At 58.7% G+C, this 24,019-nt stretch carries 19 protein-coding genes; 10 read left to right on the top strand and 9 right to left on the bottom strand.

The window, feature by feature from the left end:
* The first annotated feature begins 169 nt into the window (after positions 1 to 169).
* Positions 170 to 2,890 (top strand): DUF1592 domain-containing protein, encoded by a 2,721-nt coding sequence (locus Pan189_RS07255; RefSeq protein WP_145363278.1) that lies wholly within the window; start codon positions 170 to 172, stop codon positions 2,888 to 2,890.
* Between the two features lie 41 nt (positions 2,891 to 2,931).
* Here the strand turns inward: Pan189_RS07255 and Pan189_RS07250 are convergent, their stop codons facing one another.
* Both Pan189_RS07250 and Pan189_RS07245 read right to left on the bottom strand, forming a co-directional pair.
* Entirely contained in the window at positions 2,932 to 3,435 is a 504-nt protein-coding gene (locus tag Pan189_RS07250; protein WP_310821208.1) for a GNAT family N-acetyltransferase, read from the bottom strand.
* A complete protein-coding gene (locus Pan189_RS07245; protein ID WP_145363276.1) occupies positions 3,428 to 3,874 on the bottom strand; it encodes a DUF4112 domain-containing protein in 447 nt (148 codons plus the stop codon). Before Pan189_RS07245 ends, Pan189_RS07250 begins: the two co-directional genes overlap by 8 nt.
* A gap of 184 nt (positions 3,875 to 4,058) precedes the next feature.
* Between Pan189_RS07245 and Pan189_RS07240 the strand changes: the two genes are divergently transcribed.
* Positions 4,059 to 5,564 (top strand): leucyl aminopeptidase, encoded by a 1,506-nt coding sequence (locus Pan189_RS07240; protein ID WP_310821207.1) that lies wholly within the window; start codon positions 4,059 to 4,061, stop codon positions 5,562 to 5,564.
* Complete coding sequence (locus Pan189_RS07235) at positions 5,557 to 6,000, top strand: hypothetical protein (RefSeq protein ID WP_145363274.1); 444 nt, start codon at positions 5,557 to 5,559, stop codon at positions 5,998 to 6,000. Before Pan189_RS07240 ends, Pan189_RS07235 begins: the two co-directional genes overlap by 8 nt.
* Before the next feature lie 117 nt (positions 6,001 to 6,117).
* On the opposite strand, the gene Pan189_RS07230 is transcribed toward Pan189_RS07235, so the two are convergent.
* Positions 6,118 to 7,446 (bottom strand): reverse transcriptase family protein, encoded by a 1,329-nt coding sequence (locus Pan189_RS07230; protein WP_145363273.1) that lies wholly within the window; start codon positions 7,444 to 7,446, stop codon positions 6,118 to 6,120.
* 294 nt (positions 7,447 to 7,740) lie between these two features.
* On the opposite strand from Pan189_RS07230, the gene Pan189_RS07225 reads away from it, so the two are divergent.
* Entirely contained in the window at positions 7,741 to 8,535 is a 795-nt protein-coding gene (locus tag Pan189_RS07225; RefSeq protein ID WP_145363272.1) for a class I SAM-dependent methyltransferase, read from the top strand.
* A gap of 26 nt (positions 8,536 to 8,561) precedes the next feature.
* On the opposite strand, the gene Pan189_RS07220 is transcribed toward Pan189_RS07225, so the two are convergent.
* The gene (locus Pan189_RS07220; protein WP_145363271.1) at positions 8,562 to 9,593 is read right to left on the bottom strand and encodes an ROK family protein; all 1,032 of its coding nucleotides are present in this window, start codon (positions 9,591 to 9,593) and stop codon (positions 8,562 to 8,564) included.
* A gap of 341 nt (positions 9,594 to 9,934) precedes the next feature.
* Between Pan189_RS07220 and Pan189_RS07215 the strand changes: the two genes are divergently transcribed.
* The 3 genes from Pan189_RS07215 to Pan189_RS07205 all read left to right on the top strand — a co-directional run bounded on the left by Pan189_RS07215 (position 9,935) and on the right by Pan189_RS07205 (position 12,364).
* A complete protein-coding gene (locus Pan189_RS07215; RefSeq protein ID WP_145363270.1) occupies positions 9,935 to 10,477 on the top strand; it encodes an RNA polymerase sigma factor in 543 nt (180 codons plus the stop codon).
* A 60-nt stretch (positions 10,478 to 10,537) separates the two neighbouring features.
* Positions 10,538 to 11,080, top strand: coding sequence for a hypothetical protein (locus Pan189_RS07210; RefSeq protein ID WP_145363269.1), 543 nt, complete (start codon positions 10,538 to 10,540; stop codon positions 11,078 to 11,080).
* A gap of 102 nt (positions 11,081 to 11,182) precedes the next feature.
* Positions 11,183 to 12,364 (top strand): M28 family peptidase, encoded by a 1,182-nt coding sequence (locus tag Pan189_RS07205; RefSeq protein ID WP_145363268.1) that lies wholly within the window; start codon positions 11,183 to 11,185, stop codon positions 12,362 to 12,364.
* Between the two features lie 43 nt (positions 12,365 to 12,407).
* Here Pan189_RS07205 and Pan189_RS07200 read toward each other — a convergent pair whose 3' ends face one another.
* Positions 12,408 to 14,834 (bottom strand): ATP-binding protein, encoded by a 2,427-nt coding sequence (locus Pan189_RS07200; RefSeq protein WP_145363267.1) that lies wholly within the window; start codon positions 14,832 to 14,834, stop codon positions 12,408 to 12,410.
* Positions 14,835 to 15,019: 185 nt separating this feature from the next.
* Between Pan189_RS07200 and Pan189_RS07195 the strand changes: the two genes are divergently transcribed.
* Positions 15,020 to 15,706, top strand: a complete 687-nt coding sequence (locus tag Pan189_RS07195) for a hypothetical protein (RefSeq protein ID WP_145363266.1) — start codon at positions 15,020 to 15,022, stop codon at positions 15,704 to 15,706.
* Between the two features lie 115 nt (positions 15,707 to 15,821).
* Here the strand turns inward: Pan189_RS07195 and Pan189_RS07190 are convergent, their stop codons facing one another.
* Positions 15,822 to 16,367: a cysteine hydrolase family protein gene (locus Pan189_RS07190; protein ID WP_145363265.1), complete on the bottom strand. Its 546-nt coding sequence runs from the start codon at positions 16,365 to 16,367 to the stop codon at positions 15,822 to 15,824.
* 212 nt (positions 16,368 to 16,579) lie between these two features.
* Positions 16,580 to 18,586 (bottom strand): redoxin domain-containing protein, encoded by a 2,007-nt coding sequence (locus Pan189_RS07185; protein WP_310821206.1) that lies wholly within the window; start codon positions 18,584 to 18,586, stop codon positions 16,580 to 16,582.
* Positions 18,587 to 18,741: 155 nt separating this feature from the next.
* On the opposite strand from Pan189_RS07185, the gene Pan189_RS07180 reads away from it, so the two are divergent.
* Positions 18,742 to 19,797, top strand: a complete 1,056-nt coding sequence (locus tag Pan189_RS07180; RefSeq protein WP_310821205.1) for a DUF6263 family protein — start codon at positions 18,742 to 18,744, stop codon at positions 19,795 to 19,797.
* A 17-nt stretch (positions 19,798 to 19,814) separates the two neighbouring features.
* Here Pan189_RS07180 and Pan189_RS07175 read toward each other — a convergent pair whose 3' ends face one another.
* Positions 19,815 to 20,831: a hypothetical protein gene (locus Pan189_RS07175; protein WP_145363262.1), complete on the bottom strand. Its 1,017-nt coding sequence runs from the start codon at positions 20,829 to 20,831 to the stop codon at positions 19,815 to 19,817.
* A 341-nt stretch (positions 20,832 to 21,172) separates the two neighbouring features.
* Between Pan189_RS07175 and Pan189_RS07170 the strand changes: the two genes are divergently transcribed.
* On the top strand, positions 21,173 to 22,375 hold the full coding sequence (locus tag Pan189_RS07170; RefSeq protein WP_145363261.1) for a DUF481 domain-containing protein: 1,203 nt from the start codon (positions 21,173 to 21,175) through the stop codon (positions 22,373 to 22,375).
* A gap of 6 nt (positions 22,376 to 22,381) precedes the next feature.
* On the opposite strand, the gene Pan189_RS07165 is transcribed toward Pan189_RS07170, so the two are convergent.
* Positions 22,382 to 24,019, bottom strand: coding sequence for a hypothetical protein (locus Pan189_RS07165; RefSeq protein ID WP_145363260.1), 1,638 nt, complete (start codon positions 24,017 to 24,019; stop codon positions 22,382 to 22,384).

Raw genomic sequence — 24,019 nt, 5'->3', positions numbered from 1 at the left:
AGTAGCCTGCCCGCGCTGCAAGGCGGCGGTTCGAATTGAACAGCCCGCGCCGGTGGGAAAAGTCCGTCGACGGCCGCATGCGAGCGAGTCGTCCGCTCGGTCACCAGTGCCAGCAACGCCGAAACGCCGTCGCTCTCCGACCGCTTCCGCGCCAAAGACTCGTCCTTCAATGCCGACTCGCGGTTCGCGATCGACTCCAAAGAGAAGCGCGAAGGACTCGACCAATTCAAAACTGCCACTGCTTGCCGGGTTATCAGGTATCGCCACATTACTGCTCGTCGGTGTCGGCGTTCTGGCATGGTCGCTCCAATCCAACGAATCTCCACAGCTACCTCACCAGATCGCAGACGCGGCTGAGGGTACGAGCGACTCAACCCCAGCGCCTCCCGTCACGTTAACGCAGCCGACAACGACGACCGCGGATGATGAAACACCGACTGTTGCTCTCGACTCAAAACCACCGCTTACCGAACCGGCTGAACTGACGCGCCCGGCCGTGCTGACCAACGACGTGCCGGTGGTGACGGTCTCGCAAGAGACCGAAGAGGACAGCCGCAGGGAGCGGGAGTTCCTCGCGAAGTTTTGCATCGACTGCCACGATGCCGCCGACCCGGCGGGTAATTTCGCAATGAATGAGATGCTCTCTGCGGGCGCGCTCATGCATGCTCCGGCCGAATGGCAACCGATCGTCGAACGGCTGATTGCGCAGGATATGCCTCCCGATGAACCGGGGCAGGATCGACCATCGATCGCTGAGTATGAGGCGATGGTCGACTACTTAAAGCAACGTCTGGCCGAAGCGACAGGCAACGCCGGCCGATGGACGCGCCGGTTGAATCGGGCCGAGTACGACAACACGATGCGCGATTTGCTGCTCATCGACTATTCCCCGGCCGACAGCTTTCCGCAGGACCTCGGCCTCGAAGGTTTCGACAACGTCGTCGACGTGCAGACTCTTGCGCCAACGACGCTTGAGAAATATCTCGATTCAGCGGCCGAGGGGCTTCGACTGGCGCTTGTCGATGAAAAAGAGCCGACGCCGTTCAGCTATCGTTACTTCCCGCTACATCGTGATCACCATAAGAATCCGGGAACGATCAAAGACAGTCCTTTGAAGCTCCAAGAACTGGCCAAGAAGCACGATGTGTGGCGGCAGCCGCCGGGCGAACTTCGGTTCCTGCGGCTCGACTGGGGATCGGGCAGTCCGCCCAAGAATGGCGGTTGGTCTGCCGTGCGAGAGGGGAAAGGGGCACACGGTTACGAAGTCGTGCTCCCGCCGAGTGGTGACATCTCTCGCCGGGGTGATATGCCATTCGAGAATGACCTCGAATTTGCGACCTATCGACTTCGCGTTCAGGCTTACAGCGAAGCCGTCGACGGCCGAGGCAATGTGATTCCCAACGAAGAAGTTGCCGATGTCGTTTACCTCGGCTTCTTTCTCAATGACGTCAAGACGGCTGTCGAACCGATTCCCCTCGACGATCAGCCGCGGTGGTATGAGTTCGAGTTTTCGACTGATCGGCAGAAGCCGAAGGTCACCGTCGGTGCATACTCGCAAGTTTCCGAAAAGCAGTTAAAGAAGGTACCGAGTCTCGTCATCTGTGAGACGCAACTCATCGGTCCGCTTTTCGATCAGTGGCCGCCGGCCAGTCACCGTGCCATCGTCGGAGATGATCCGAACGCTCCGATCGAACAGATCATCGAACGATTCGCTACACGGGCATTCCGTCGTCCGGCCACATCGGATGAGGTCCGTCAGTATGTCGGCATTTACGAGTTGGAAATCTCGGCCGGGAGCGACCATCGAGCAGCGATGGAAGTCGCCTTGCAGGCTGTTCTTGTCTCACCGTCGTTTCTTTTCATGGTCGAGGAGTCGCGTCCCGACGATAGTTTAAATGACTACGAAATTGCTTCACGACTTTCCTATTTCTTATGGAGCACGATGCCCGACGAGGAACTGCTCTCGCTGGCTGCCGATGGCCGATTGCGCGACGACGCCGAACTTCGGCAGCAGGTCGAGCGGATGCTGGCCGATGCGAAGTCTGAAGCGCTCGTCCAGAACTTTGCCTCGCAGTGGATCGGCATCCGACGCATTAATGACCTCGCCCCAGACCCGGCCGTTTTTCCGGAATGGGACGATGCCCTGCGCGAGGCGATGAAGGGGGAGTTGGAACATCTCGTCCGCCACGTCCTCCGCGAGAACGGCAGCATCGTGGAATTCCTTAATTCCGACGAGACGTTCCTTAATCAGCGACTCGCGCGTCATTACGGAATTGATGGTGTCCGCGGCGGCGAATTCCGGCAAGTGAGTTTGACTTCGACCCCCCAACGGGGCGGCCTGACGACAACGGCGGGTATCTTGGCGTTGGGAGCGCAGCCGACCCGGTCCGCTCCCGTCAAGCGCGGTGTGTTCATCGTTGAGAAGCTCTTTAATCGGCCGCCACCGAATCCCCCTGCGAATGTCCCGCCTATCGACGAAGAGCAGGCGATTAAGAATCCGACGAGCGTCCGGGCCCAGATCGAAGCCCACCGTGCAAATCCGAGTTGCGCGTCCTGTCATGAGAAGATCGACTACTGGGGCCTGCCCATGGAACGCTTCGACGGCATCGGCGGCTCGCGGGATATCCCGGCGTCTGAATTAACGACTGTTTTGCCCGACGGACGAAAAATTAATGGCCCCGAGGGCGTCCGTAAAGAACTGGTGACCCGCCGCGAAGAGTTCGCGCGCGGGCTTAGCGAGAAGCTAATGCTTTACGCCTTGGGCCGGACTCTCACATTTGATGATAAAGACGCAATCCCAAAGATTGTCGATGCCGCCCGCTCAGACGACTATCGATTTGAAACACTCATTAAAGAAGTGGTGCTGTCGAAACCGTTCCTGACTCACTGATGAGCATCCTCCGTCCCATTGAAGTCGATCCGCCGACTTGATTACGAAGCGTCGGGCGAATCGCTCAGCCGCGTGATTTGCTGTGCGGTCAGGGCACATTCCCGCCATTGCGAGGGAAAGTTCGCCCCGAGTTGCTCGTAGAACGCGATCGCCGGCGCGTTCCAGTCGAGTACCTGCCATACGAGCTTAGAGGCCCCGAGCTCTTCCGCCCGTGCGGCCACTCGGCGGACGAGTGAGAAACCCACGCCGCGATCCCGAAACTCTGGCCAGACGTAAAGGTCTTCCAAATGAACCCCAGCCCGGCCGGCGAACGTCGAGAAATTGCGATACGTGATGGCAATTCCCGCCGGCTCCTCCGCGACCCACGCGATCCAGCCTTCCGCGACCGCATGCGCTCCGAAGAATTCGCGGCGGTAGTCTTCTTCCGTCGCGGTGACTTGATGGCTGAGCAATTCGTACTCGGCGAGCGCTCGGACGCCTGCAAGCAGAATGTCGAGGTCGTCGGGCGTCGCTATCCGAATCTCGACCGCAGGAGGATCATCCATCGCGGTCGATCCGTTCGGTCTTGAGCACTTCGGCGTCGCCATTGATCACCCCGTTGCCGCCAGATTCCGCAGCCTGCCGCTCTAGGTCGGCTTCGAGCAGTTCCATATTGCGACGATTCGCCTTGAAGACGAAGTCGAGTACGTCGCCGAGTGCGGGAACGAGTCCGACGATCAGGTCCAACGTCACGTTGGCGATCATCCTGCTGAGCGTGCCGCTGGACGCCCCCAGCTTGAAGGCGTCGTAGACGAGCCACAATGCGATGACACACGTGACGACATCCCCTCCGAACGGAATCAAACCGATCAGGCCGTCCCATCCGATTCTGTGATTCGTTCCGGGGATTCCGACGGCGTCGTCCATCAGGCGCGCAATCGTTTTCATCCGCCCGAGCCGGCGCTCGTCGCTGCGTTGCTTCGCCTGTTCGTTTTCCTGGCTCATTAAACCGATTTCGTCCGGTAATCGCTCACGGGGCCCTGTTTCGAACGCCGTCTCGTGTGCCGCCACAGCCGCCCCTTGCTTGCCGTTCAATCCGCCCCCGGATTGAATGGCGTTTCAGGTCGAAGTTCAACCCGCACCGGTGCGCGATTCGTACACGGACGGCCCATCTTGGAGGGAAAATCGGATGAAGTGTGAAGTCGCATCGACGGATTGGAACAAAATCGCCGCCGACTGGCTCGTCGTGGGCGTGCCCAGCGAGGGAGAGGCCGGGCCGGGGAAGTCGGCGTTCGACATGTCGCTTCGCGAGCGGATTGCCCGATTACGCGAATCCGGTGACCTGACCGGCAAGCTGGGTGAGACGCTCGCGTTGCGAGACGTGCCGGAAATCGCAGCGAAACGACTGCTGTTCGTCGGCATCGGCGATCCGAAAGAGCTGACCCGCGGCAAACTTGGCAAAGCGATTCGCACCGCGGCCCGCCTGATCTCGGAGAAAAAGACCGAACGGGTCGCCTTCGATTGCCCACAGGCCGCCGTCGACAAATTGGAATTGGACACCGCCATCTGCACCGTGACGGCCGAAGCGATCGTCGGCAGCGTCGGTCAGGGACTGTACCAGAACGAACCGAAGCGGTTTCCGTTCGAGTCGATCACGGTCCTCGTCGAAACCGAAGCAGTAGCCACAGCCGCCGCGGATGGCCTGCAGCGGGGACATGTGATCGGGGAGTCGATCAATTTGACCCGCGAACTCGTCAACCGACCGGCGGCCGACATCTATCCCGAATCAGTGGCCGAACGCGTCCGCGAACTGGCGGAGCACGTCAGCTTTGAAGTCGAAGTGCTCGAGTTGGAGAGTCTGCAACGGGAGCAGATGGGTTCGCTGCTCGCGGTCGCACAAGGCAGCGACAAACCGCCGCGAGTGGTCGTGATGAAACACAACGGTGCGACGAAACCGGACGCCCCCACGTTGGCCCTCGTCGGCAAAGGGGTCACGTTCGATAGCGGCGGGCTGAGCATGAAGCCGTCCGAAGGCATGAAGGACATGAAGTGTGATATGGCTGGCGGTGCGACGGTCATCGGAGTGATAGCCGCGGCGGCGCGACTGAAACTGCCCGTTAATCTCATCGGCTACGTCGGCCTCGTCGAAAACATGGTCAGCGGCAACAGCTATAAACTGGGTGACGTCTTAAAATCCCGCAGCGGCATCACGATCGAAGTTCTTAATACGGATGCAGAAGGCCGGCTCGTCCTCGCCGACGTCCTCGATTACGCCGTCGAAAAAGGTTGCGACCACCTCATCGATCTCGCCACGTTGACCGGGGCCTGCGTGGTCGCGCTGGGTGATGAAGTTGTCGGAGCCTTCACGAACAACGAGGTTTGGTGCAACGAAGTCCGCGCAGCCGCCCATCTGACCGGCGAGCATGTGTGGGAACTGCCGATGCACGAGCACTTCGCCGAACTCTTAAAGAGCGATGTCGCCGACTGCAAGAACGTCGGCCCCCGCTGGGGCGGCGCAATCACCGCCGCGAAGTTTTTGGAGCAGTTCGTCGACGAAACCCCTTGGGTCCACCTTGACATCGCCGGCCCCGCCTATGCCCAAAGCAGCCGCGGCGATCAGGAAGGCGGCGGGACGGGGGCGATGGTCCGCAGCTTAATTGAACTCGCGGCTGAGTACGGGGCCAATCGTGGGTGAGTCGAGTGAACGAGACTATGAGTTAAGCATCAAGTTCTTAAATGTCGATCTCGACGTAGTTTCAACTCGGCCGACCGCTCCGCTTACAAAGTCGCTGGATGGCATCGCTTACCCCTTGCATGAAACGGCCAGCGACGGCCAGTATCTGGCGAGCTATGAACTCACTGAGCCGGAAAAGCGGGCCGGGACCGAGTTTAATGCGGAGCAGATGGTCCTTGAGTTTTGCGATGCTATCGCGGCGTTGACGGGTGATGCGCTCTCCGTCTGGGTGCTGGCGTCGAAAAAAGAATTTAATCTCGGCTTTGACAGTGGTCTCCATCCCCGGAATTTGCAGTGGTCGTTGCAACCGGAAACACTGCAACGGGTCGCGGACGTGGATGCGGCGCTCGTGATTACTATTTATGCTGTTTCAACGGGGGATGAAGTGAGTGCCTGAGGTACGCCGGATACTGCGGCCGTCATAACCCTCATTCTTATATCGTGTGCCGCAAGAGCGATATCCCTTGCTTGCGCGGCGGGCTTGTGACGACTTCATTGCTCTTTGATTTTATATTTAGCTCGTGTTCCAGTGAATCTGTTCGAACATTGCTAATAGTTTTTCGCCCTTGGCGACGTTTAAGCTGTGAACCCAGGCGATTCGACCTCGCAGCACACTGCGAAAATCCGCGACACCCTCGTGATTTTGCAATTCCGGGCCGTGGCGGATGCAGTTGTGAAGAGTTGCCTTTAGTGCGTCGTAGTCTTCGCGGGCGATGTTCAATCGGGTATTTAAAATCACTCCGCAAGCCTGTTGTCGACTTCCCTTCCTCAAAACAGCCGACTTCGAAGAACGGGCTTCGAAGCCTTCGTCGATTAAGATCGCGAGTGCGCGAATCCTAAAGCGGTAAATCTCCGCGTCGCTCAAATTGCCGGAGAACAACAAGTCATCGGCATAGCGGGTGTACGACAGGCTGAATCGCGCGGCCAAGCCCGTAAGTCGGCGGTCAAGATGGAAGGCGCACAGGTTCGCCAACGCAGGGGAGGTCGGTGCCCCCTGCGGGAGGTGAGCCGACAGTAAATGTTGTCGCAAATGCCGCGCGCCCGAACCGGTCGCTTCGGCGTGCAACTGATCGGTCGGCAGGCGATTCGTTGTGAGGGCAGACAGCAAAAAAGCGACTTCCTCGACATAGCCGACAGCGCGAAAAGTCGCTTGCACGCGGGGTTGCAGAATTGATGGAAAGAAGTTCGCAATATCGAAGCGAATTACGACTCGGCGTCCGACGTGAGGCTTGGCAAAGTCTCGAACTGATTGCCCTTTGCGAAAAGCACATGCGGCTGGGTGTGGACGGAGCTTATTGAGTATCTCCGCTAGTATCTTTTTTTGGATCGCTTTCAGTCGCTGTTTCGGTATCTCCAAGGGCCGGGGCGTTCGACCGGTACGCTCAACCCAGCGATATCGATAATGACGTTGCCGCTCGCGCGGTCTTTTGGTTTCGAATCCATGCGGGTCGGCGAGCCAGAGCATCCGCTCCGGAGTGAGATCAAGAAATTCGGCGAGCTCGCGGATGTTATTCAGAATCGGGAGCGAGCCCGTGATCGCCTCTGCCGGAATGGTGCGATGCCCCGTGAGGTCGCGCGGGGGCGATATCCGGAATTGATCGGGGAAGTACGATTCAAACCGAAGCAGAAAGAGGGTCAGCCGCCGAAGGGTCGGCACCGCGGAATGAGGTGGGAAGACTGCAAACACGAGGCGGACCAACCGCTCGATCCGGCGGTGATGCACCCGCCCGAAAACGACGGTCAGCCGAGCAGTGCATGATTCAGGCGAGAACGCCCCGGCCAAAAAAACTCGGGCGACCGATTCTGCGTCGGGGGTCGGAAATTCGTCCTCGAAGTCGTGCATAAAAAGTACCGGAGCACCTCGCCAGCAGCGTGATGCGCGACGAATTATCCGTGGTAGCGGATCATCCGTCGTGCCCCGAAATGCGTCGTTGCGAATTAAGCCGCGGGGTAACCCCGTGGCGACTCGTTCGTGACGAGCCAATAGCCGAGGTGCCCCGGCCCATCGAGGTTACACTGCCGTTCAGTTGCCCACAATGAGGAATCATGCGCGTGGTCGAAACGCGAATTCGGAGTCGACGCAATTCTTTCGAAAAACTATCGTCCCTCGCAATCGCCAATTGCCGGGAGCTTCGCCATGACTTCACCCTCGTCGACTTCGCCCGTATCGACTTCGAGCGCGACTGAGAATTCCTCGATTGCTTCACGGCTTCTCGCTCTGCTCCCGGGCGGGCGCGAGATCTCGCGTCGGCGTCGAAAGCGGAAGCTGTTGGCTGAGGCGAAGTCGGCTGCCGAGGTCTTCACCGATCACTATGCAACCAATGACTGGGGGGACGCTGAGAGCGCGTCCGGTCCGGGCTCGACCCTCGAATATACCGCGAATATCCGGCGAGAATTGCCGAAGCTCGTGCAAGAGTTGGGCGTCAAGACGATCCTTGATGCCCCCTGCGGCGATTACAACTGGTTCCGCGCGATTAATTGGGAATCAGAGATTGAATACCTCGGCGGGGATATCGTTGCTCCGTTGATCGAGCGAAACTACATCCGGCACGCCGGAGAAAACGTGAACTTTCGCACGCTCAACATCATCGAAGACCCGCTGCCGACGGCCGATCTGTGGCTGTGCCGGGACTGCTTGTTTCACCTGTCGAACGCTGATATTTGCCGGACGTTGACGAATTTTCTGGAGAGCGGCGTCACCTTTCTTCTGACAACCACCCATCACGAGGCAACCTCGAATCGCGATATCGTGACCGGGTCGTTTCGGCTGCTCAACCTCGAACGGGCGCCATTTTTCTTCCCGCAACCGATCCACATGATGGATGACTGGATCGAAGGCTTTCCGCCCCGGCAATTAGCACTGTGGTCGCGAGAGCAATTGGCCGAAGCGCTCCGCGATACCGAGTGGATTCGCTCCGCGCACGCCGCATAAAGTGCGACCTCGGTCGACCAAGTTGATTAACTCAACGACGTGCCGCCGTGGGCTTGTTTGGCACAGCCGGCGGCTCCGATGAAGCCGGCATCGCCGCCGAGCGTGGCGTAATCGATCTCGGTCTTCTCGGCGCAGGTCGGGAACGCCCTCTCCTGCACGACGCCCTTGATCTTGTGGAGAAATCTCTGGCCGAGCGGGGCATCGTTGCGGCCGAAGGTCATAGCACCGCCGAACAGGATCATTTCGGGGTCGATCGTGTGCATCAGCGTGACGGTGCCGACCCCGAGATACATCGCGGTGTCCATCACGAGTTGGTCACAGAGCCGGTCCCCCCGCTCGGCGTGATCGGCGATCAGCTTGGGAGTGAGTTCGGCCCCGACCTTGATGGCCGAGCGAATGCTGCTGGCACGACCTGCAGCAAGTGCCTCGCGGCATCGAGTGACCAGAGCTCGGGCAGCCGCATAGGCTTCGAGCGTGCCTCGCTGCCCGGTGCCGGGGTGCTGTCGATCGCCGTCCATGTCGACGATAATGTGCCCGCATTCGGAGCCGTGCGAGTGGGCCCCTTGGATAATCATGTCGTTGACGATGATCCCGCAGCCGATGCCGGTCCCCAACGTCCAATACACCAGACTGTCGACATCCTTGGCCTGACCGGCCCAAAACTCGCCGTACGCTGCCGCGTTCGCGTCGTTTTGAAATGCGGTCGGCTTTCCCAGTCGCTCAGAGACGAGATCGCGCACGGGCAGGTCATGCCACTCGGGCATGTTGGCGGGTGTGAGGAGCCGACCTTCGGGGATGTCCATCGGGCCCGGCGTCACGAGTCCGACAGCGACGATATCGTCGATCGACAGTTTCGCCTGCTCAACGGCCTGCCGGGCTCCTTGCTCCAGATTGGCAAGGCCCACGTCGGGGCCGGCTTCGGTCTCCGTTTTGACTGAAGTTTTCGACAACGGCGTTCCCTCGCCCGAAACGACCCCGCACTTGATGTTGGTGCCCCCGACATCAATTCCGAGGAAGTACGGTCCCGATGTCGTGTCCGCTGACCCGCTGTCCTTCATGACGCCTACGCCTGCTTCGAATCATTTCTCTGCGGTTGCCGAGTATAAAATCGAGCGAGAATCACACAAGCACTTCGGGATCGGACGGTGAATGCTTCTGGAAAGTTGGCCGAAAATTCGCAGTTCGATTGCCGGATTCGATTGCCAAATTCGATGGGCAGTGGGAAGTCACGTCTGGTCTTCGGCTTCCAGCGCCTGCAATAACAGGAAAATTGGCGATTCCTGCAATTGATCCGTTGCGGATGTTAGGTGTGCCTCTCACGATCGTCCGGTTCGGGCGTACGAGGTGTTTCCGGAGCCCGCGGACGTTTCGTGCGACTATATGAAAATTTTGTCAGGCAATGGCCGAGCGTGAGACGCAGCCCGATCCGGACGATTTGGAAGCGGTCTACGCGGCCTACGCCCGAGAATTGTGGGCGCTGTTTTACTCGAGATGCAGCGACCGAGAACTCGCCGCTGACGCGGTGCAGGAGGCATTTTGGCGGTTTCACTCCAAGAGACCCTCTGATCTGAAGGATTCCCGAGCCTGGCTCATCCGAGTGGGCACGAATTGGCTACGCGATCGGGGCAGGCGGAAGCGGCGGGCGGCGAAGTCGGTCGAATCACTTAGTCACGTGCCGGACGGACGCGATGGCCCTGATGAGGGGCCACTTTCCGCCGAACTGCGAGACGAAGTCCGTGAGGCCATCAAAAGATTGAAGTTAGAGGATCGCGAGGTACTCGTCTTAAAGTATGCCTTGGATTGGTCATCGGCACGAATCGCCTCCACACTCGGCGTGGCGGTGACGGCGGTCGACATGCGGTTATCGCGTGCTCGCCGCAGGCTGGCTGAACTTCTGGAATCGAACAACCCGAATCGGTCTACGGACAGAACGTCAGAGTAATCTCGCGGTCGATCACGGATGCCCGTCGTGAATCGACCTTGCGTTGGAAAATTGAAGACTATGAGCGTTCAAGATCACGACAATCACCATTTGCCGCCGGAGGAAGCGCAAATCGACTCGATGTTGCGCGACTTTTTTCGCCGGGAAATTCCCCGCGAAATCGCGGATGGCGTGAACTTCGATCAGCGACGTCTCGCGGTCCGCCGACGGACGAAGTCCGTTCGCGTGATTGTTTCCGCGGTGGCCGGTCTGGCAGCCGTCGCGATTGCTCTGGTCATTCCGACTGATCGACCGACGGAGTCGGATGCTCCGGCCCCGCTTGCCACGACTCAGGAGTTTGCGACAACCGAATCAACGGAATCGGCACCCGCGACAGTGCTTCAGCCGCGAGTGCCTCAGCCGCCAGCGATAGCAGAGCGTCCTGCCGATTCGTTTTCAGAGTCACCGTTATTCGTGATCGGCGACGAAGCCCAACCGGCGGGCCCGATCCGTCCGGTAACCGACGGCGCCTCGTCCGTGCCCAGCTTTGCACCGGACGGCGGCGAGGAGATCGAAATCTTTTCGATCGAAGACCCGGAAGCGGGCAGTTCGGTCGAAGATTGACGTTGTTCGATCTCTCTGCAACCGGCGGCGCGGCTCGCTCCATCGCCTGACTTGCGGTATCCTGAGGCGGAACGATTGTTTTGCCTTCAAAAGGATATGCGCGTGAGTTCGGTTCTGGTCAACGACTACGACCTCAGCCGCATTGCCCAATTGCCGGAGGAACTCGCCCCGCTCCGGGAAGAGATTCTGGCCAATGTGGTGATGCTCGGACAGATTCCGGCGATCGGCGGCGAGGAGCACGAACGCGTTCGTTACATGCTTGATCGCTTCGCCGAACAGGGAGTACCGGAAGCCGGACCCGATGAATTCGGCAATGCAATCGGGTTCCAACCCGGTCGCACCGGTGCGAAGACGGTCATCGTCACGGCCCACCTCGATACGATCGTCGCGCACAACATCGATCACAACTTGACGATCGAGTCCAAACGCATCGTGGGACCGGGCGTGAGCGATAATGCGCTCGGTGCGGCCGTCGTGACGATGCTGCCGACCCTGCTGCAGAAACTGGGAATTGAACTCGACTGCAACCTTTATCTGATCGGATCGGTCGGTTCGCTCAATCGCGGCAACCACGGCGGCCTCCGCTTCTTCCTCGACAATTCGCCACGCCCGTTCGACCACGGAATCTGCGTCGAAGGCGTCGAACTGGGCCGACTGAATTTCTTCTCGATCGGAACCATTCGGGGCGACGTAACCTGTAACGTGCGGCCGATCGAGTCGCGAAGTTACGGGTCCGAGAGCGCGATCGTCGTGCTAAACTACATCATCAATCGAATCTTGCGGATCGAAGTACCGACCCGTCCGTTCACAAAAATCCGACTGGCGCAAGTCTTCGCCGGAATCAGCTACGACGTCGAACCGGAGCACGCGATGCTCGGATTCGAGGTCAACAGCCACTCCGACTTTATGATCGAGCGAATCGAAAGCCAGATTCAGGACATCGTCGCCGAATTGGGAGCGAGGCACGCCGTCGATGCCCGGCTCGATGTCTTCTTCCGTCGCCAGGCGGGGGGATTGCCGTTCTCTCATCCGCTCGTGAAATCGACACTCGACGTAATGGAGGCGCTCGAGATTCGCCCCGACCAAGGTCACAGTCCCTCGGAGCTCAGCGAATTTATCTCCCGCGGAATTCCCGCCGTCACGCTCGGAATTAGTCAGGGAAAGAAAAATCACAACGAGCCCGATTACGTCCTGATCGATCCGATCTTGAAGGGCGTCTCGCAAGTGATTGGGTCATTGCTCGCGATCGACGCCGGCGTCTGCGATCAGAAACCCACGACGTAGCGAACTTCGACCCGGACGACGACGCGAAGCGCCCTCGTCGAACTCATTCCGAATCGAATGCGGGTTCGACCATTCCGTCGGCGTCGCGCACCCACGGTGTCCAGACGAGTGCGACCGGGACACATTCGATGTCGGTCTTCTTCGGCTTGACGGTTAACTCTTCGAATTCAATTGCATTTGGGTCGAACTCTTCTTCGATCGCCTCCAGTTCCGCTCTGAGTTCGGCGTCGAGTTCTTGAAGTTCGGCTTCGTAACGTTCCACTTTCTTCTGAGCCTCTCCGATATCGGCCCGTTGGTCGGCGGCGCGACCGACACTTTTCATCGACGATGTCGCTTTGGTCACATTCGAGCGACTGGCGAGTTTGCGACCGAACAGCGCTCCCAGAATCGTCGACCCGAACGACATTGCTGCCGACATCGTGGCTCGATTCGCCTGATCACGCTCGCGATCGACGGCCGCACGCGCTGATTCGAGGCGACCATTAATTGTGTTTGCTTTGCGAGCATACGTATTGCGAAGCTTCTCTTTCTCAAGGTCTCGCTCTTCACGCAGCAAATGCGACAAGCGGGCGCGGAACGCCCCCTCGGTTTCGTCCGCCTCTGAGTAAAGCTTGGGCGACTTGCTCTTCAGTACGATGACCCGCTCCGAGCGGTAAAGGTGATCTTTCAGCTTCTTTTCCCAGGTCTCATAACTCTTCGGTCGCAGCAGTGCTGGTGCCGGTTCGCTGAAACTTGCATCGGGCAATGCGTTGACGATGTCCCCAAGTTCTGCGGGATCGATGGAAAGCGTTTCGTCCCACACGTGAACGGGGACCGAGTTACGGATCGGTACAAGCATCGCGATATCGCGGGTCACGTCGACGCCGTAGCTAACGCGGGCGAAATGCATCCGCGCCCGCCCGAGAAGTGCCGGGCGGTATACAATGACGCCCGAGATTTCGCCGCGGACCGGAAGGACGTATTGGCGAATCTGTTTTGGGACGACCGGCTTCGCGCCCGCCTCATCAGACTTCAATTCCTCCGGCGAATGTTCTTCATCGGCGGTCGCGATGGCCTCCGCTTTCTGATCAGCCATCAGCGTTTCAATCTGCCGACGAGTCAGCGGGCCTCGCAGGTATGACAGGGCCCACCGCGTCTGGAAGATCACCGGTTTGTCTTCGTGGACGTTATTCGCCAAGAACACTCGACCGCCCAGAGCCGCGAGCGTGGCTTCCATCTCCGCGCGATCAAACGTCGTGCCGGCCTGAGTTGAGGCTCCTTCGAGGCCTTCCAGAACGCGGGCCTTATCACGTTCGGTCTGCAAGCGGCCGAGAAACCATGTTCCGATATTTGATAGCCCCTTGTAGTCGAGATCGACCGGGTTCTGCGTGGCGAGAACGCAGCCGAGTCCGTACGCCCGGGCCTGCTTCAGCAACGTCAACATGGGCTGCTTTGACGGAGGATTCGCGACCGGAGGGAAGAAACCGTAAACCTCGTCCATGTAGAGAATCGCCCGCAGTGACGATGTGCCGGCCTGAGACCGCGTCCAGGATAAGATTTCCCCCAGTAGGATCGTGACGAAAAACATTCGCTCGTCCTCACTCAAATGGGCGATCGACAGAATCGAAATGCGAGGTTGGCCCTCGGACGTAAACATCAGTGATTGCACATCGAGCGGCTCCCCCTCCATCCAGCCGGCAAACGTCGGTGAGGCGAGCAAGTTATTGACCGTCATCGCCAACTCGGTCCGATCTTTGAGCGGGTAAAATGTCTCTAAATCGAGAACGCCGACCTTTTCAAATGGGGGCTCCTGGATCGCATGAATTAGGCCGCCGATCGAAAGGTCGGTCCCCGCACGCCAAGACGTGTCGAGAATGTTTGACAGCAGAATATGCTCTCGACTTCGGACCGGGTCGGCCTTGATCCCCAGGAGCGAGAGAAGACCCGACGTGGAGGACGACACCCGCTCGCGAAACGTCTCGGCATCGTCGATGACTTCCTGAGCGGGCGCTGAAAACGACTTTAGCACCGTCAACGGGATTCCCGCGTTGCTGCCGGGCGTGTAGATCGAGACCTCGGCGGACTCCTTGAATTTCGCGATCCGCTCGGGAGTCTGATCCCACGCCGCGAGCCCCTGCTTCCAAAGCTTTGCCGCATCAGCCGCGGCCTGATCGGCGGTGCGGCCTTTGTTGAGCGCCGCACGTTCGTCGACCCAAGGTCGGAAATCATCCGCTTTGAGATCGGGAAACGTCAGCATCAAATTGCCGAGATCGCCCTTCGGATCGATCGCGATGACCGGCACGTGATCGATTGCCGCCTCTTCGATGAGCGACAGGCACAGCCCCGTCTTCCCGCTGCCGGTCATGCCGACGCAAAGCGCATGCGTCGTGAGGTCCTTCGAGTCGTACAGATACAACTCGTCCGTCACCTCACGCTCGGCGAGGTCGTATCGCTTGCCGAGGTAGAACGCGCCCAGTTTCTCATAATTCATTACTTCGCCTCGACCGCGGTGGGCGCTGATGTCGCATCGTGTGTTTCCTTCAGAGTATTGACCCCCGAGACGGAACACTCAACGGTCGGGCGATGTGCAATCCGCCGCGCATTGAAACTCTGACCGCTCGATGCGAAGTTGCTGACTGTGATCGCTAGTCCACAACTCATGACGAAGGAACAGTCATGCCGAACACGTTCCGCCACCTTGTTACCTCGATCGCAGTCGGGGCGACCGTCGTCGCGATTGGGAGCGACACGCAGCTCTATTCAGAAGACCTGGCCGATGCGATTCCGGAATCACGAACCGCCGAGCGGCTGTTCGAACAGGTCAAGAACGCCGTCATGGCGCGTCAGGGAGATCGACCGGAGTGGCAGGGAAAACTTCCTGCCGAAGTGTTTTCCGATTGGGAGAAAGAACGGCTCGAAGTCGTCCTTAAGGAACTAAAGGAAGACCAGGACCCCGACGGCTGGAATTTGCGCGGAGACGTCAGCAAGGTTCGATATAAGATGATTTTGCCCGATCCACGTGAGGCCAATCTTCGCGGATTCCACGGTATGTGGCTGATGACCTTGGCTGCCGATTACGAACGACCGGTGTTTGTTTATCAAGTCACGCCGAATGTTGTCAGCTTCCGAACCGGTGGCGTTATCGGCGGCCTTTATCACATCCAAGGCGATCGCTGGGTAATGCTCATTCCCACCGACAAGCGAATGAGCAAACACGAGTGGAAGGTGCTCAATGCAAACGTCGTCTTAATGACAAAGAGCAGCACCGATGCCGGTCCCGACTACTCCGGTGCGACCCTAAGCCGCATCATCGACCTCGATCAATGGCCTCGCTATGGCGATAAATCTCGGATTGTCGATTAATTAATTGTTCACGGGTCCCGGACGCAAACCCGCAGCGCCGCGCCGGTCTAGACCGGCGATTTCATACTCAATCTCTTTCTGTCGATAATCTTCCTGTCAATAAGACGAGTCGATCTCACGCGAGGTAGTCGTTGGTCGACACGACGTTCGCGTACGCGAACCCAAGTGCCGCCATGAATGACGCATGCACCTGCGCGGCAGGCACGAAAGTGCCTCCAAACTCCTGGTCGCGGGTCGCGCACGCGTCATGTACGACGGTCAAATCGTATCCCAAGTCAGCCGCCGCACGGGTTCCCGCGTCGACGCACATGTGACTCATCGCCCCGCAGATGGTGAGCCGCTCGGTCCCGATTTCGTCGAGGACGTCCTTGAGATTCGTTTCGCGAAACGCATTGACGTGGTGCTTTAAGACGACCGATTCGTCATTGGCTGGAGCGACCTGCTCATAAATTTTTGCGCCTTCGGAACCGGCAATGAAGAACGGTGCCTCTTCGGAAGGGAACTCATGCCGCACATGAATCACCGGCGTGCCGGCTCTTCGCGCCGCTGATAAGAGCTTCGCGGCATTCGATGCTGCGGCTTCCATCCCGTCGAGCGTCCATTTTCCTCCCGGGAAATAGTCATTTTGAATATCGATAAGTAGAAGGGTCGGAGTGGGCAAGATGAGTCTTCTTTAGCAAGAGAATAAAAACGATCTCAATACCAGCCAGAGGTGCAAGCCGATGTTCAGTCAACCAGCGATTCTCCCGACGGCTGGCGCCTCGGGCTTGACTATTAAACCAAATAAACGATCTTAAAAGACTTGTGACCTAAATTGATAGCCAAGAAGAGGTGATCATAATTTTTCCGGCGACAGAATTGATGCGGTGACATTCACTGCCTGAAGAGCTTCAGATCATCCTTAACCAATCTTCCATCCCCATCACGGTCGACCTTCTTAAAGATCGCTTCGAGCCTCTTCGGCACTTCGCTCCGTTCAATCACGCCGTCGTCATTGGTATCGAGCCGAGCGAATAAGCGGTCGAGTCGGGTCATTTCGGGCTGGCTGTCGAATTCCGTGCGGGGAACTGCGACGTCATAGTAGCCGATCAGCATTTCATCCCAAGTCTGGTCGCCCCAGGTCACCGTCGCATCAGGGTCGGGATTGGCGAGATTTCGTTTCGTATTATCGTACCACGCTTCGCAGAATATCTGCTGGCCTTTCTCAAGTGGGATTGGTGACTTAAGTCGATAGCCGGTTTGCCAATTAAAGTCATAAGCGGGAACATCGAGCAGCACTTGATCGACTCCTGACTTCGGGTCGATTAAGCGATAGCGAAATGCTTCACCGCGCAAGTGCATGTGCGGCATCATCCCCATTAATTCAGCGTTCTCGTAGGGGATTGTCGACGTCGCCGTAAAGTACTGTTTCGATTCATTAGGCGCGATTTTGATTCGACGATGCGCGGCGCTTCTGGTTTCGACGACATATTGAACATCATCAGGCTCAGCGAAGACAAAGCCGACCTTGCTCATATCGCTCCGGGTTTCTCCGACGGGCGTGTAATGCATTTGAAAAATTAATTGCGATCCGGCCGGAACGAATTTCGCCCTGTTGTCTCGGAGAATCATCGGCTCCAAACCGGGTACGTATCCGACCAGAAATTTGCCGCCGCCGGCCGCGGGACTGTCGGACTTCGCAGGTGGCCGAACAATGACGAGGATATGGTGAACGACCTCGCGATCACCGGGGAGAGCTTCGGCGGCGCGAATCCATTTGTCCTCCGTAAATTTCGGATCGACGCGAAAATACTGGTAGCGTACCGTTCCTTCTGCCGGAACGGTAAACGGCTCCGATCGCATCTGTGCGACGAAATCGGGTTTGCGCGGCAGGGCCCACTCCGTCTTGCGCGGCGGCAGTTCTTCCAGCGGTTGCGGCTCGCCGAGCGGCGCGGCGGCGGCGGCCCAATCGATGAGCTGATTGATCTCGGAGTTCGTCATCCGCCGATCATTTTTGTAGGTGACACCTTCATGGAACTCGAGCTTCGAGCCGTCGGAGTCGCTGACTTCGCCGGACGGAGCCGTCGCGTGCCAAGGCGGCATTCGCCCTTCCGAGACGACTTCGGCGATCATCGGGGCCCACGGCCGGACCTCGTCGGGATCGGTGAGGGCGAACGGTGCAATCTCGCCTTGGCGATGACATCCGACGCAGTGCTCGTGCAGGATTGGCGCCACATGTTTGAAGTAGGTGACTGTGGTATCGCCCGATTCCGTCTGTACGCGGCCGATATGGCATCCGACCGGTTCGACCGACGCGACTCGCGGTGACTTTCCAGCCAATAGATCGGTCACCGCCCATTCCACGTAGGGCTTGGCGACCGAGTCGCGGATATAGCCGATACCGTATTGGTCGTCGATCCGCCCCCAGTATCGGACGACCCTATCCTGATCGAGGACAAAGACTTCGGGCGTTCGCGTCGCCTTGAGGCGATCAGCGATTCGATTTCCGGCATCCTTGAGCACGGGAAAGCTGATTTCGTGACGCGTGACGAACGCCGCGAGCTCGGCCAGCGAATCCTGACTATTGGAGTTGATGCCCAGCACCACGACGCCGTCGTCGGCAAATCGTTCGCTCAGCGATTGCAGGCGGACGCTGTAAAGCTTGGCGAGCGGGCACTCCGCTCCCAGAAATGCGAGCACGATGACCTTGGCTTCGGCATGCTCGTTCAGCGTGTGGGTTTTGCCGCGGTGATCAATCAGCGAGAAATCAGCGCACTTTTGTCCGACTTGGGTCGGTTCGGCAGCGGCGGCCGACGAGACGGTCGCTGAGAGAAGAGCGAACGCTGCAAGAAGTTTCAGACTCGGCATCGTATTTTGCTTCAATTCGAGTTTGGTCGTCACCGGAACATACTCCTTGCTACAGAACCCCGTTTCACGCCACGAGTTTCGGCCGCGTTTGGCAGAGCGCGATGAACCGCCCTTTGAGCGTGGCGACGCAAGTGCTAGTTTTCGCGCCGGTGAAATTGACGTTTTTGTCGCATGGCAGGGAAGCTCCCGTGAGAATTGGACTTGCGCTGATCGGCATCGGGTCGCTGACGTTGGCCGCTTCGATGGTCGGATGTGACAAATTGCCCTTTTTTGGGGCCGAATCGGCCCCGCCGCCGACGGTTGCGATACCGACAGAGGCACCGGCACCGCCGGAACAGCGGCTTGAGCTGAACCTGCGAAAAGGGGATCGCTTCCCGCTGCTGAAAACGGTGAAGCAGAATCTGATCCAGGGTCATTCGACCGTGGAACCGTCTGCGACATCAGAACTCCGAGTCGTCATGGCGATTACGGTCGAAGATGTTGTCGAAGACGGTCGGATTTTACTCGGAGTGAAATACGACCGCATCCAGTACACCCAGAAAATGGGCGGACATGCGTTTTCGTACGACAGCGACGAGCCGGCACCATCACGCCTTCCGCCGGAAGTGGCCGTGTACGCCGGGATGACCGGGACCGGATTTCAATTTTGGATCGGACCCGACAATCAGATCATCGAGACGGTCGGATACGAAGAATTCGCCACCAAGTGTGTTTCACAAGTGGCGGAGTCGGCCCGTGAAAAGTTGCTAACGCGGCTTGCGCAAACGACCGGCGACGAGTTCATCGCGAATTTCGTCGATGACAGCATCGGGCTGATGCCCTACCGCAAGCACTTGGGGGCAACGGTCGAAATCGGTGACAAATGGCGTCGGGAACGGCGGCTCGTGCGACCCGTTCGCATCTTTCTGGCTGAGGAGAATGAGCTGACACGACTTGATGACCGGATCGCCGAGATCACCGTCGCCGGGCAGGTCAGTCCGTCGAAATCCTATGTTGCCAACGACGACATGCGGGGTGACGTTTCGGTCGAAATTCGAGGCGGTCGCTCGTACGGACTTTGCCGAATTGATCGCGAGACAGGCTTGCCGCTCGAATCGGAATTGCACCGGCATATCCGGATGCGAATCACCGTCGCCGATGGCCGGCAAATCGACCAGGTGAAAGAAATAGTGACGTCGGTTCGCGCGTTCCCGGCGCAGTCCGCAGCCGTCAGAGTGAGACTGGACGAAGCGGAACGACGCTGATCGAGACCGCAGACGTCTCAGTCCGCTTCCGATTTGATGCCGAGCATCCTCAACCAGCGGCGTTCGGAATCGCTGCCGGAGTCCCCTTCCGGAACGGTCAGGCCGTCTGCCTCGGCCAGGCCGAGACGCTCGAGCGCTTTTTGAGCGTTGGCTTCGAGCTGTCGGAGCCGGTTTTCTTCGCGGCCCAGTCGAGCACGTTCGACGGAGAGTTCCACTTCGGCCAATCGACAGGCTTCATCGAGTCGCGCTTCGAGTTCCTGCAATCGCCGGATCATGTCGTCCGGGGCGGCCTCGAGTTGCTTCCAGTCATCGCTCGGTCGTCGGGATTGCTCCAGTGAGCGGTATCGCCGCAGGATGACGGCAATGAATTCGTCACGCTGATGCACCGCCGTCCGAAGTTGCTCGACCGTCGCCTGTTCGACGTCGATCGGTTGAGGGCTTTCGAAGTCTTCGGGCGGGCTGGGAGAATCCTGCTCGCCGATTGATTGCGGTGGCGAAGCAAACGGGTCGTCGAAATCGTCAAGTGGATGATCAGGAACGTTCGGTGCGCGAGGAGCCTGAGAATCGGGATTCGATCCCATCAGGCTGGCCTTCATCGCTTCCCAGCCGGCCGTCACGGACGCATTCTCGTCCCCCGCCTCGATATTCGCAGGCGAAGGCGGTGAGGTCTCAACGCTTTGCGATTGGCCTCCGGAAGCGGAGCCGGCGATTAGACCGCCCTGAGTCGTAGCGGTCGTGATCAGGTCACGCAGTTCGATGATTTGCGATTCGATTCGGCCCAGCGTCGGGGCACATTGCATGTCTTCCCATTGGGAGACCGCCCCGGAGAGCTGCTCGCACAGTTCGGACTGTTTCTCGACGAGTTCGCCCGGAACGCCACCGCCGCGGCTGCCGCCCGAACCGGGACGATCGGCGCCGGACCGCTGCATGCGATCCAATTGTTCGGCGGCCTGCTCAAGGCGCTGGGTGAGCGCCTCCACGAGTTCTTCCTTCTCGCGAAGCAGGCCTTCGAGTTCGTCGGTTTGATCACTCATCGGGGGTCGTCGGCAATCCGGGCCGTCAGTTGCATGTGGCGACGGGATACCGGCCGAAACCGGTTGCCCGTCAGAAGTCTCGTAGCCGCGTCAATTCGGCAACGAAGCAAATGAACACGTTTGGCATCGCTGTCGTCTTCCCGAAACATACGCCACGCAGCGGACCATCCGACCCGGCAAGAACCCCGTCTCGGCAAGCCGGGGGGGCCGAAACGATCGATCGGTCCGCCTGTGCGGATTGTACGGACCTGTCGATACGCGGCAGCGCCTCGTTTCGATCGGTCTGTTCGCAGATCAGCCGGTTTTCTAACTTCGGTCCGTTGACTGTGAAACGACGGTAGGTGTTTGAACACACCCCGATTTGCGGGCCTGACACCCTGACACGATTCGAAGCCGTAATTCTTCCGAGTACACGACTCGCGGCATTTCTGCTTGCCGTCGGAGTGATCGGCGTCTGCGCAGCGAGTGATCCAGCCGGTGTGATCGTTTTCGACAACGGGGAACGACTCGACGGACAGTGCCGCCGCATCGAAAACGGCGTCATGACGTGGGTGCTGCGGCAAGGAGGAACGGTCGAAATCCCGATCAACCTCGTCAAAAGCTTCGAGGCTGCGGTGCCTTCGGTCGTCCCGCCCGCTCCGGCGCCTCCCCCGGGGGAATCGGACACTCTGGACGATGAGTTGTCCGCTTTTGATCGGGCACTGCGTGTCATGGAAGTCCCACCACCGGTGGCCGAATTGGATGACATCGCGGTGATGCCGACCCAATATCTGACCGAGCCGCTGCGGCTCTCGTTCTGGTGGCGGGTCAAGGAAGCATTGGCCGACGCGTCCGATTCGCTGTTTGACGAAGCGGGAGAGTGGACCAAAGAGATTCGCCTCGGCGGCTATTGGACCGAGGGGAATACGCGCACCAGTACGCTTTCATTCGGCGGGGAATTCGAGCGGGAATATCGGCAGATGACGGCCGACTTGGAATGGTCGGGGCAATATAAAACTGCCGAAAGTGAAGCGGTCGAGAACCGCTGGTGGGCGAACGGGACGCTCGACTTCGAGAAAGACGACAACTGGATTGTGTTCGTGACCGCGCGCCACGAATACGACGAATTTGAAGACCTGCTCTACCGCGGATCATACGCGGGTGGTCTCGGTTACCGTTTTATCAATAACAAAGAAAAGAGGTTGATCCTGCGAGCCGGTCCCGGCCTGACGCTTGAGTATTTCGAAGATCCGCTGGGGGCCCGCCAAACGCCCGATATGTTCGGCGAACTTGAGTTTCGCTATCCGATTCTGTGGCGGACCTCGTTCGATCATAAATCGACGATCAACCAGAGTTTCGATGATATTGGCATCCTGCGGGCGACCAACCTCTCGAGTTTGAACATCGATCTCGATGAAGAACGGCTTTGGGCGCTGCGGGTCGCCGCCCGGCACGAATACAATTCGGACCCGAACGAAGGCCGTGGCGAGAACGATTTCACGATGACACTCCAACTCGTATTCCACCGGCAGGGGGCCTCGCGGGTGAAGTTCAGACCAAGGTGAGCAACCTCAAGTTGACGCAATCAAGGGATCGGCAGAAAACAGTCCGGTCAGAAACGAGCGAAGCTCCGCTTCAGGAAAAAGCGCGAACGAAAACTCGCGACGTTTGAGAACGGCGTTCGCTTCAAGTTCGAGTTGAACTCCTCTGAGATGACGCACTGCCTCTTGCTTTTCTACTGACAACCTCGCGGAAAGGTCATTGTTGACCTCGTGCAGTCGTCGATAACGCTTGGCATTCTCCGGTCGCAGCGCGCGGCGTTCAGAGCGGGACAAACCGGTTCGCTTCTCGGCCTTGCGTTGATCGCCGAGGAGGGATCGCTTGCGAGCGAGCAATTGTTCGACTTCTCTACTTTTACTTTCGCCGAGGAAGTCTTCCGGGGAGTAGTGCAATCGTCGGTGGTGTCGCTCCAACCGGCGGGCGTCTTCCGGAGTCACTTCAAACGGCTTCGCAATCGGCAGCCACAGTGTCGCCGAGACGGTCGCGAATTGAGGGGGGTCGACGCGGTAAAACGAACGGATCAGCCGATCGGTCACCTCGTCATAGATCGCGCCCCCGATCCCGTGGACGAACAGGTCGGCCAAGAACATCCGCAAAAAGAGTGTTGTCGTTAGGGCCCGACTCCGAATTTTGTATCCGCGCGCGCCCAGAATCGAGAAGTGATCGGTTGACCAATCGGCTTCCGCGAATTTCGCAATCGGGCGGTTCGAGTCGGACAACTCTAACTGCCCCCGATCGCGTCGGGCGAACAGGCGTTGCCGCTGCGGTCGATCTTCATGCCAAACCCAAAAGGGTGTCTCGACCCACTCGCCTTCGATACTTAAATCAGGGACTGGTCGAGTCTCATCGCCGATTCCCATAGCCGTGCGGTGCTCGGCGAGTGCCTTGTTGTGCGACTGTCGAAATTCGTTGAGCCGCCGGAAGACATCGACGACAAAATGGCGGAACACTTCGGTTTCGCACAGATCGCTCAGTCTCACCTCGAGGTTATCGAGCCCCCAGCCTCGTTCAATGTGCCTTCGAACCGCGGTGAAAGCGTCAGCCAATGTGCCGCTTCGCTCGGCGACCCTAACGGCCGCGTGCCAGTGTTGCTCGATAAGTGATGAAACCTTCCACGGCGACATCTGTTGCTCAACACTCTGAGCAAATCGATCGAAAATTGATCGATCAGTGACGGGCAGACATTCCCATGGCTGCTGACCGACCGATCTGTCGAAAGGCACGCCGATGGTCCGAGGGTGCTCGCGATTCCCGACGGGCACTTCGACGGAACGTTTCAGCGGCACATCGTTGTCGATCACGATATGCAGGGCGGCCCCGCCCACTTGTTTCGCGAACGCCCGAAGAGCGAAGTTCTTAGCCCACACGCCGGGATGAAACAGTTCGGGTTGATGGCCGCCGACAATTAGCGGCCGGTCGAACGCCGCTTTTGTTTGTGTGTTTTGATCCGGAGACAAGAGTTGCCGGTCGTATTCGGCCGACATCTCGGGCAGCATCGAGAGGAGTTGCGTTCGCAGCTCCTCAGACGATCGCCCATCAATTTGAAATCGCTGTTCGCGCGTCAGCCGTACGTTGGAGTCAACGGCAGCACCGATCTGCTCGGGCGGGGGAGAGCAAAGCCTCGCCAAGTTTTCTCGAGGAACTTTCAC

This window comes from Stratiformator vulcanicus (genome assembly GCF_007744515.1).
Lineage (GTDB): Bacteria > Planctomycetota > Planctomycetia > Planctomycetales > Planctomycetaceae > Stratiformator > Stratiformator vulcanicus.
Note: the sequence above shows the minus strand (reverse complement) of the source record. Positions and strands in the feature narration are given on the sequence as shown.

Excerpts from the sequence above, each read along its gene's own strand:
- Pan189_RS07255 (WP_145363278.1), top strand. The coding sequence starts at position 170 with ATGCCGACTCGCGGTTCGCGATCGACTCCAAAGAGAAGCGCGAAGGAC.
- Pan189_RS07250 (WP_310821208.1), bottom strand. The coding sequence starts at position 3,435 with ATGGATGATCCTCCTGCGGTCGAGATTCGGATAGCGACGCCCGACGAC.
- Pan189_RS07245 (WP_145363276.1), bottom strand. The coding sequence starts at position 3,874 with ATGAGCCAGGAAAACGAACAGGCGAAGCAACGCAGCGACGAGCGCCGG.
- Pan189_RS07240 (WP_310821207.1), top strand. The coding sequence starts at position 4,059 with ATGAAGTGTGAAGTCGCATCGACGGATTGGAACAAAATCGCCGCCGAC.
- Pan189_RS07230 (WP_145363273.1), bottom strand. The coding sequence starts at position 7,446 with ATGCACGACTTCGAGGACGAATTTCCGACCCCCGACGCAGAATCGGTC.
- Pan189_RS07225 (WP_145363272.1), top strand. The coding sequence starts at position 7,741 with ATGACTTCACCCTCGTCGACTTCGCCCGTATCGACTTCGAGCGCGACT.
- Pan189_RS07220 (WP_145363271.1), bottom strand. The coding sequence starts at position 9,593 with ATGAAGGACAGCGGGTCAGCGGACACGACATCGGGACCGTACTTCCTC.
- Pan189_RS07215 (WP_145363270.1), top strand. The coding sequence starts at position 9,935 with ATGGCCGAGCGTGAGACGCAGCCCGATCCGGACGATTTGGAAGCGGTC.
- Pan189_RS07210 (WP_145363269.1), top strand. The coding sequence starts at position 10,538 with ATGAGCGTTCAAGATCACGACAATCACCATTTGCCGCCGGAGGAAGCG.
- Pan189_RS07200 (WP_145363267.1), bottom strand. The coding sequence starts at position 14,834 with ATGAATTATGAGAAACTGGGCGCGTTCTACCTCGGCAAGCGATACGAC.
- Pan189_RS07195 (WP_145363266.1), top strand. The coding sequence starts at position 15,020 with ATGCCGAACACGTTCCGCCACCTTGTTACCTCGATCGCAGTCGGGGCG.
- Pan189_RS07175 (WP_145363262.1), bottom strand. The coding sequence starts at position 20,831 with ATGAGTGATCAAACCGACGAACTCGAAGGCCTGCTTCGCGAGAAGGAA.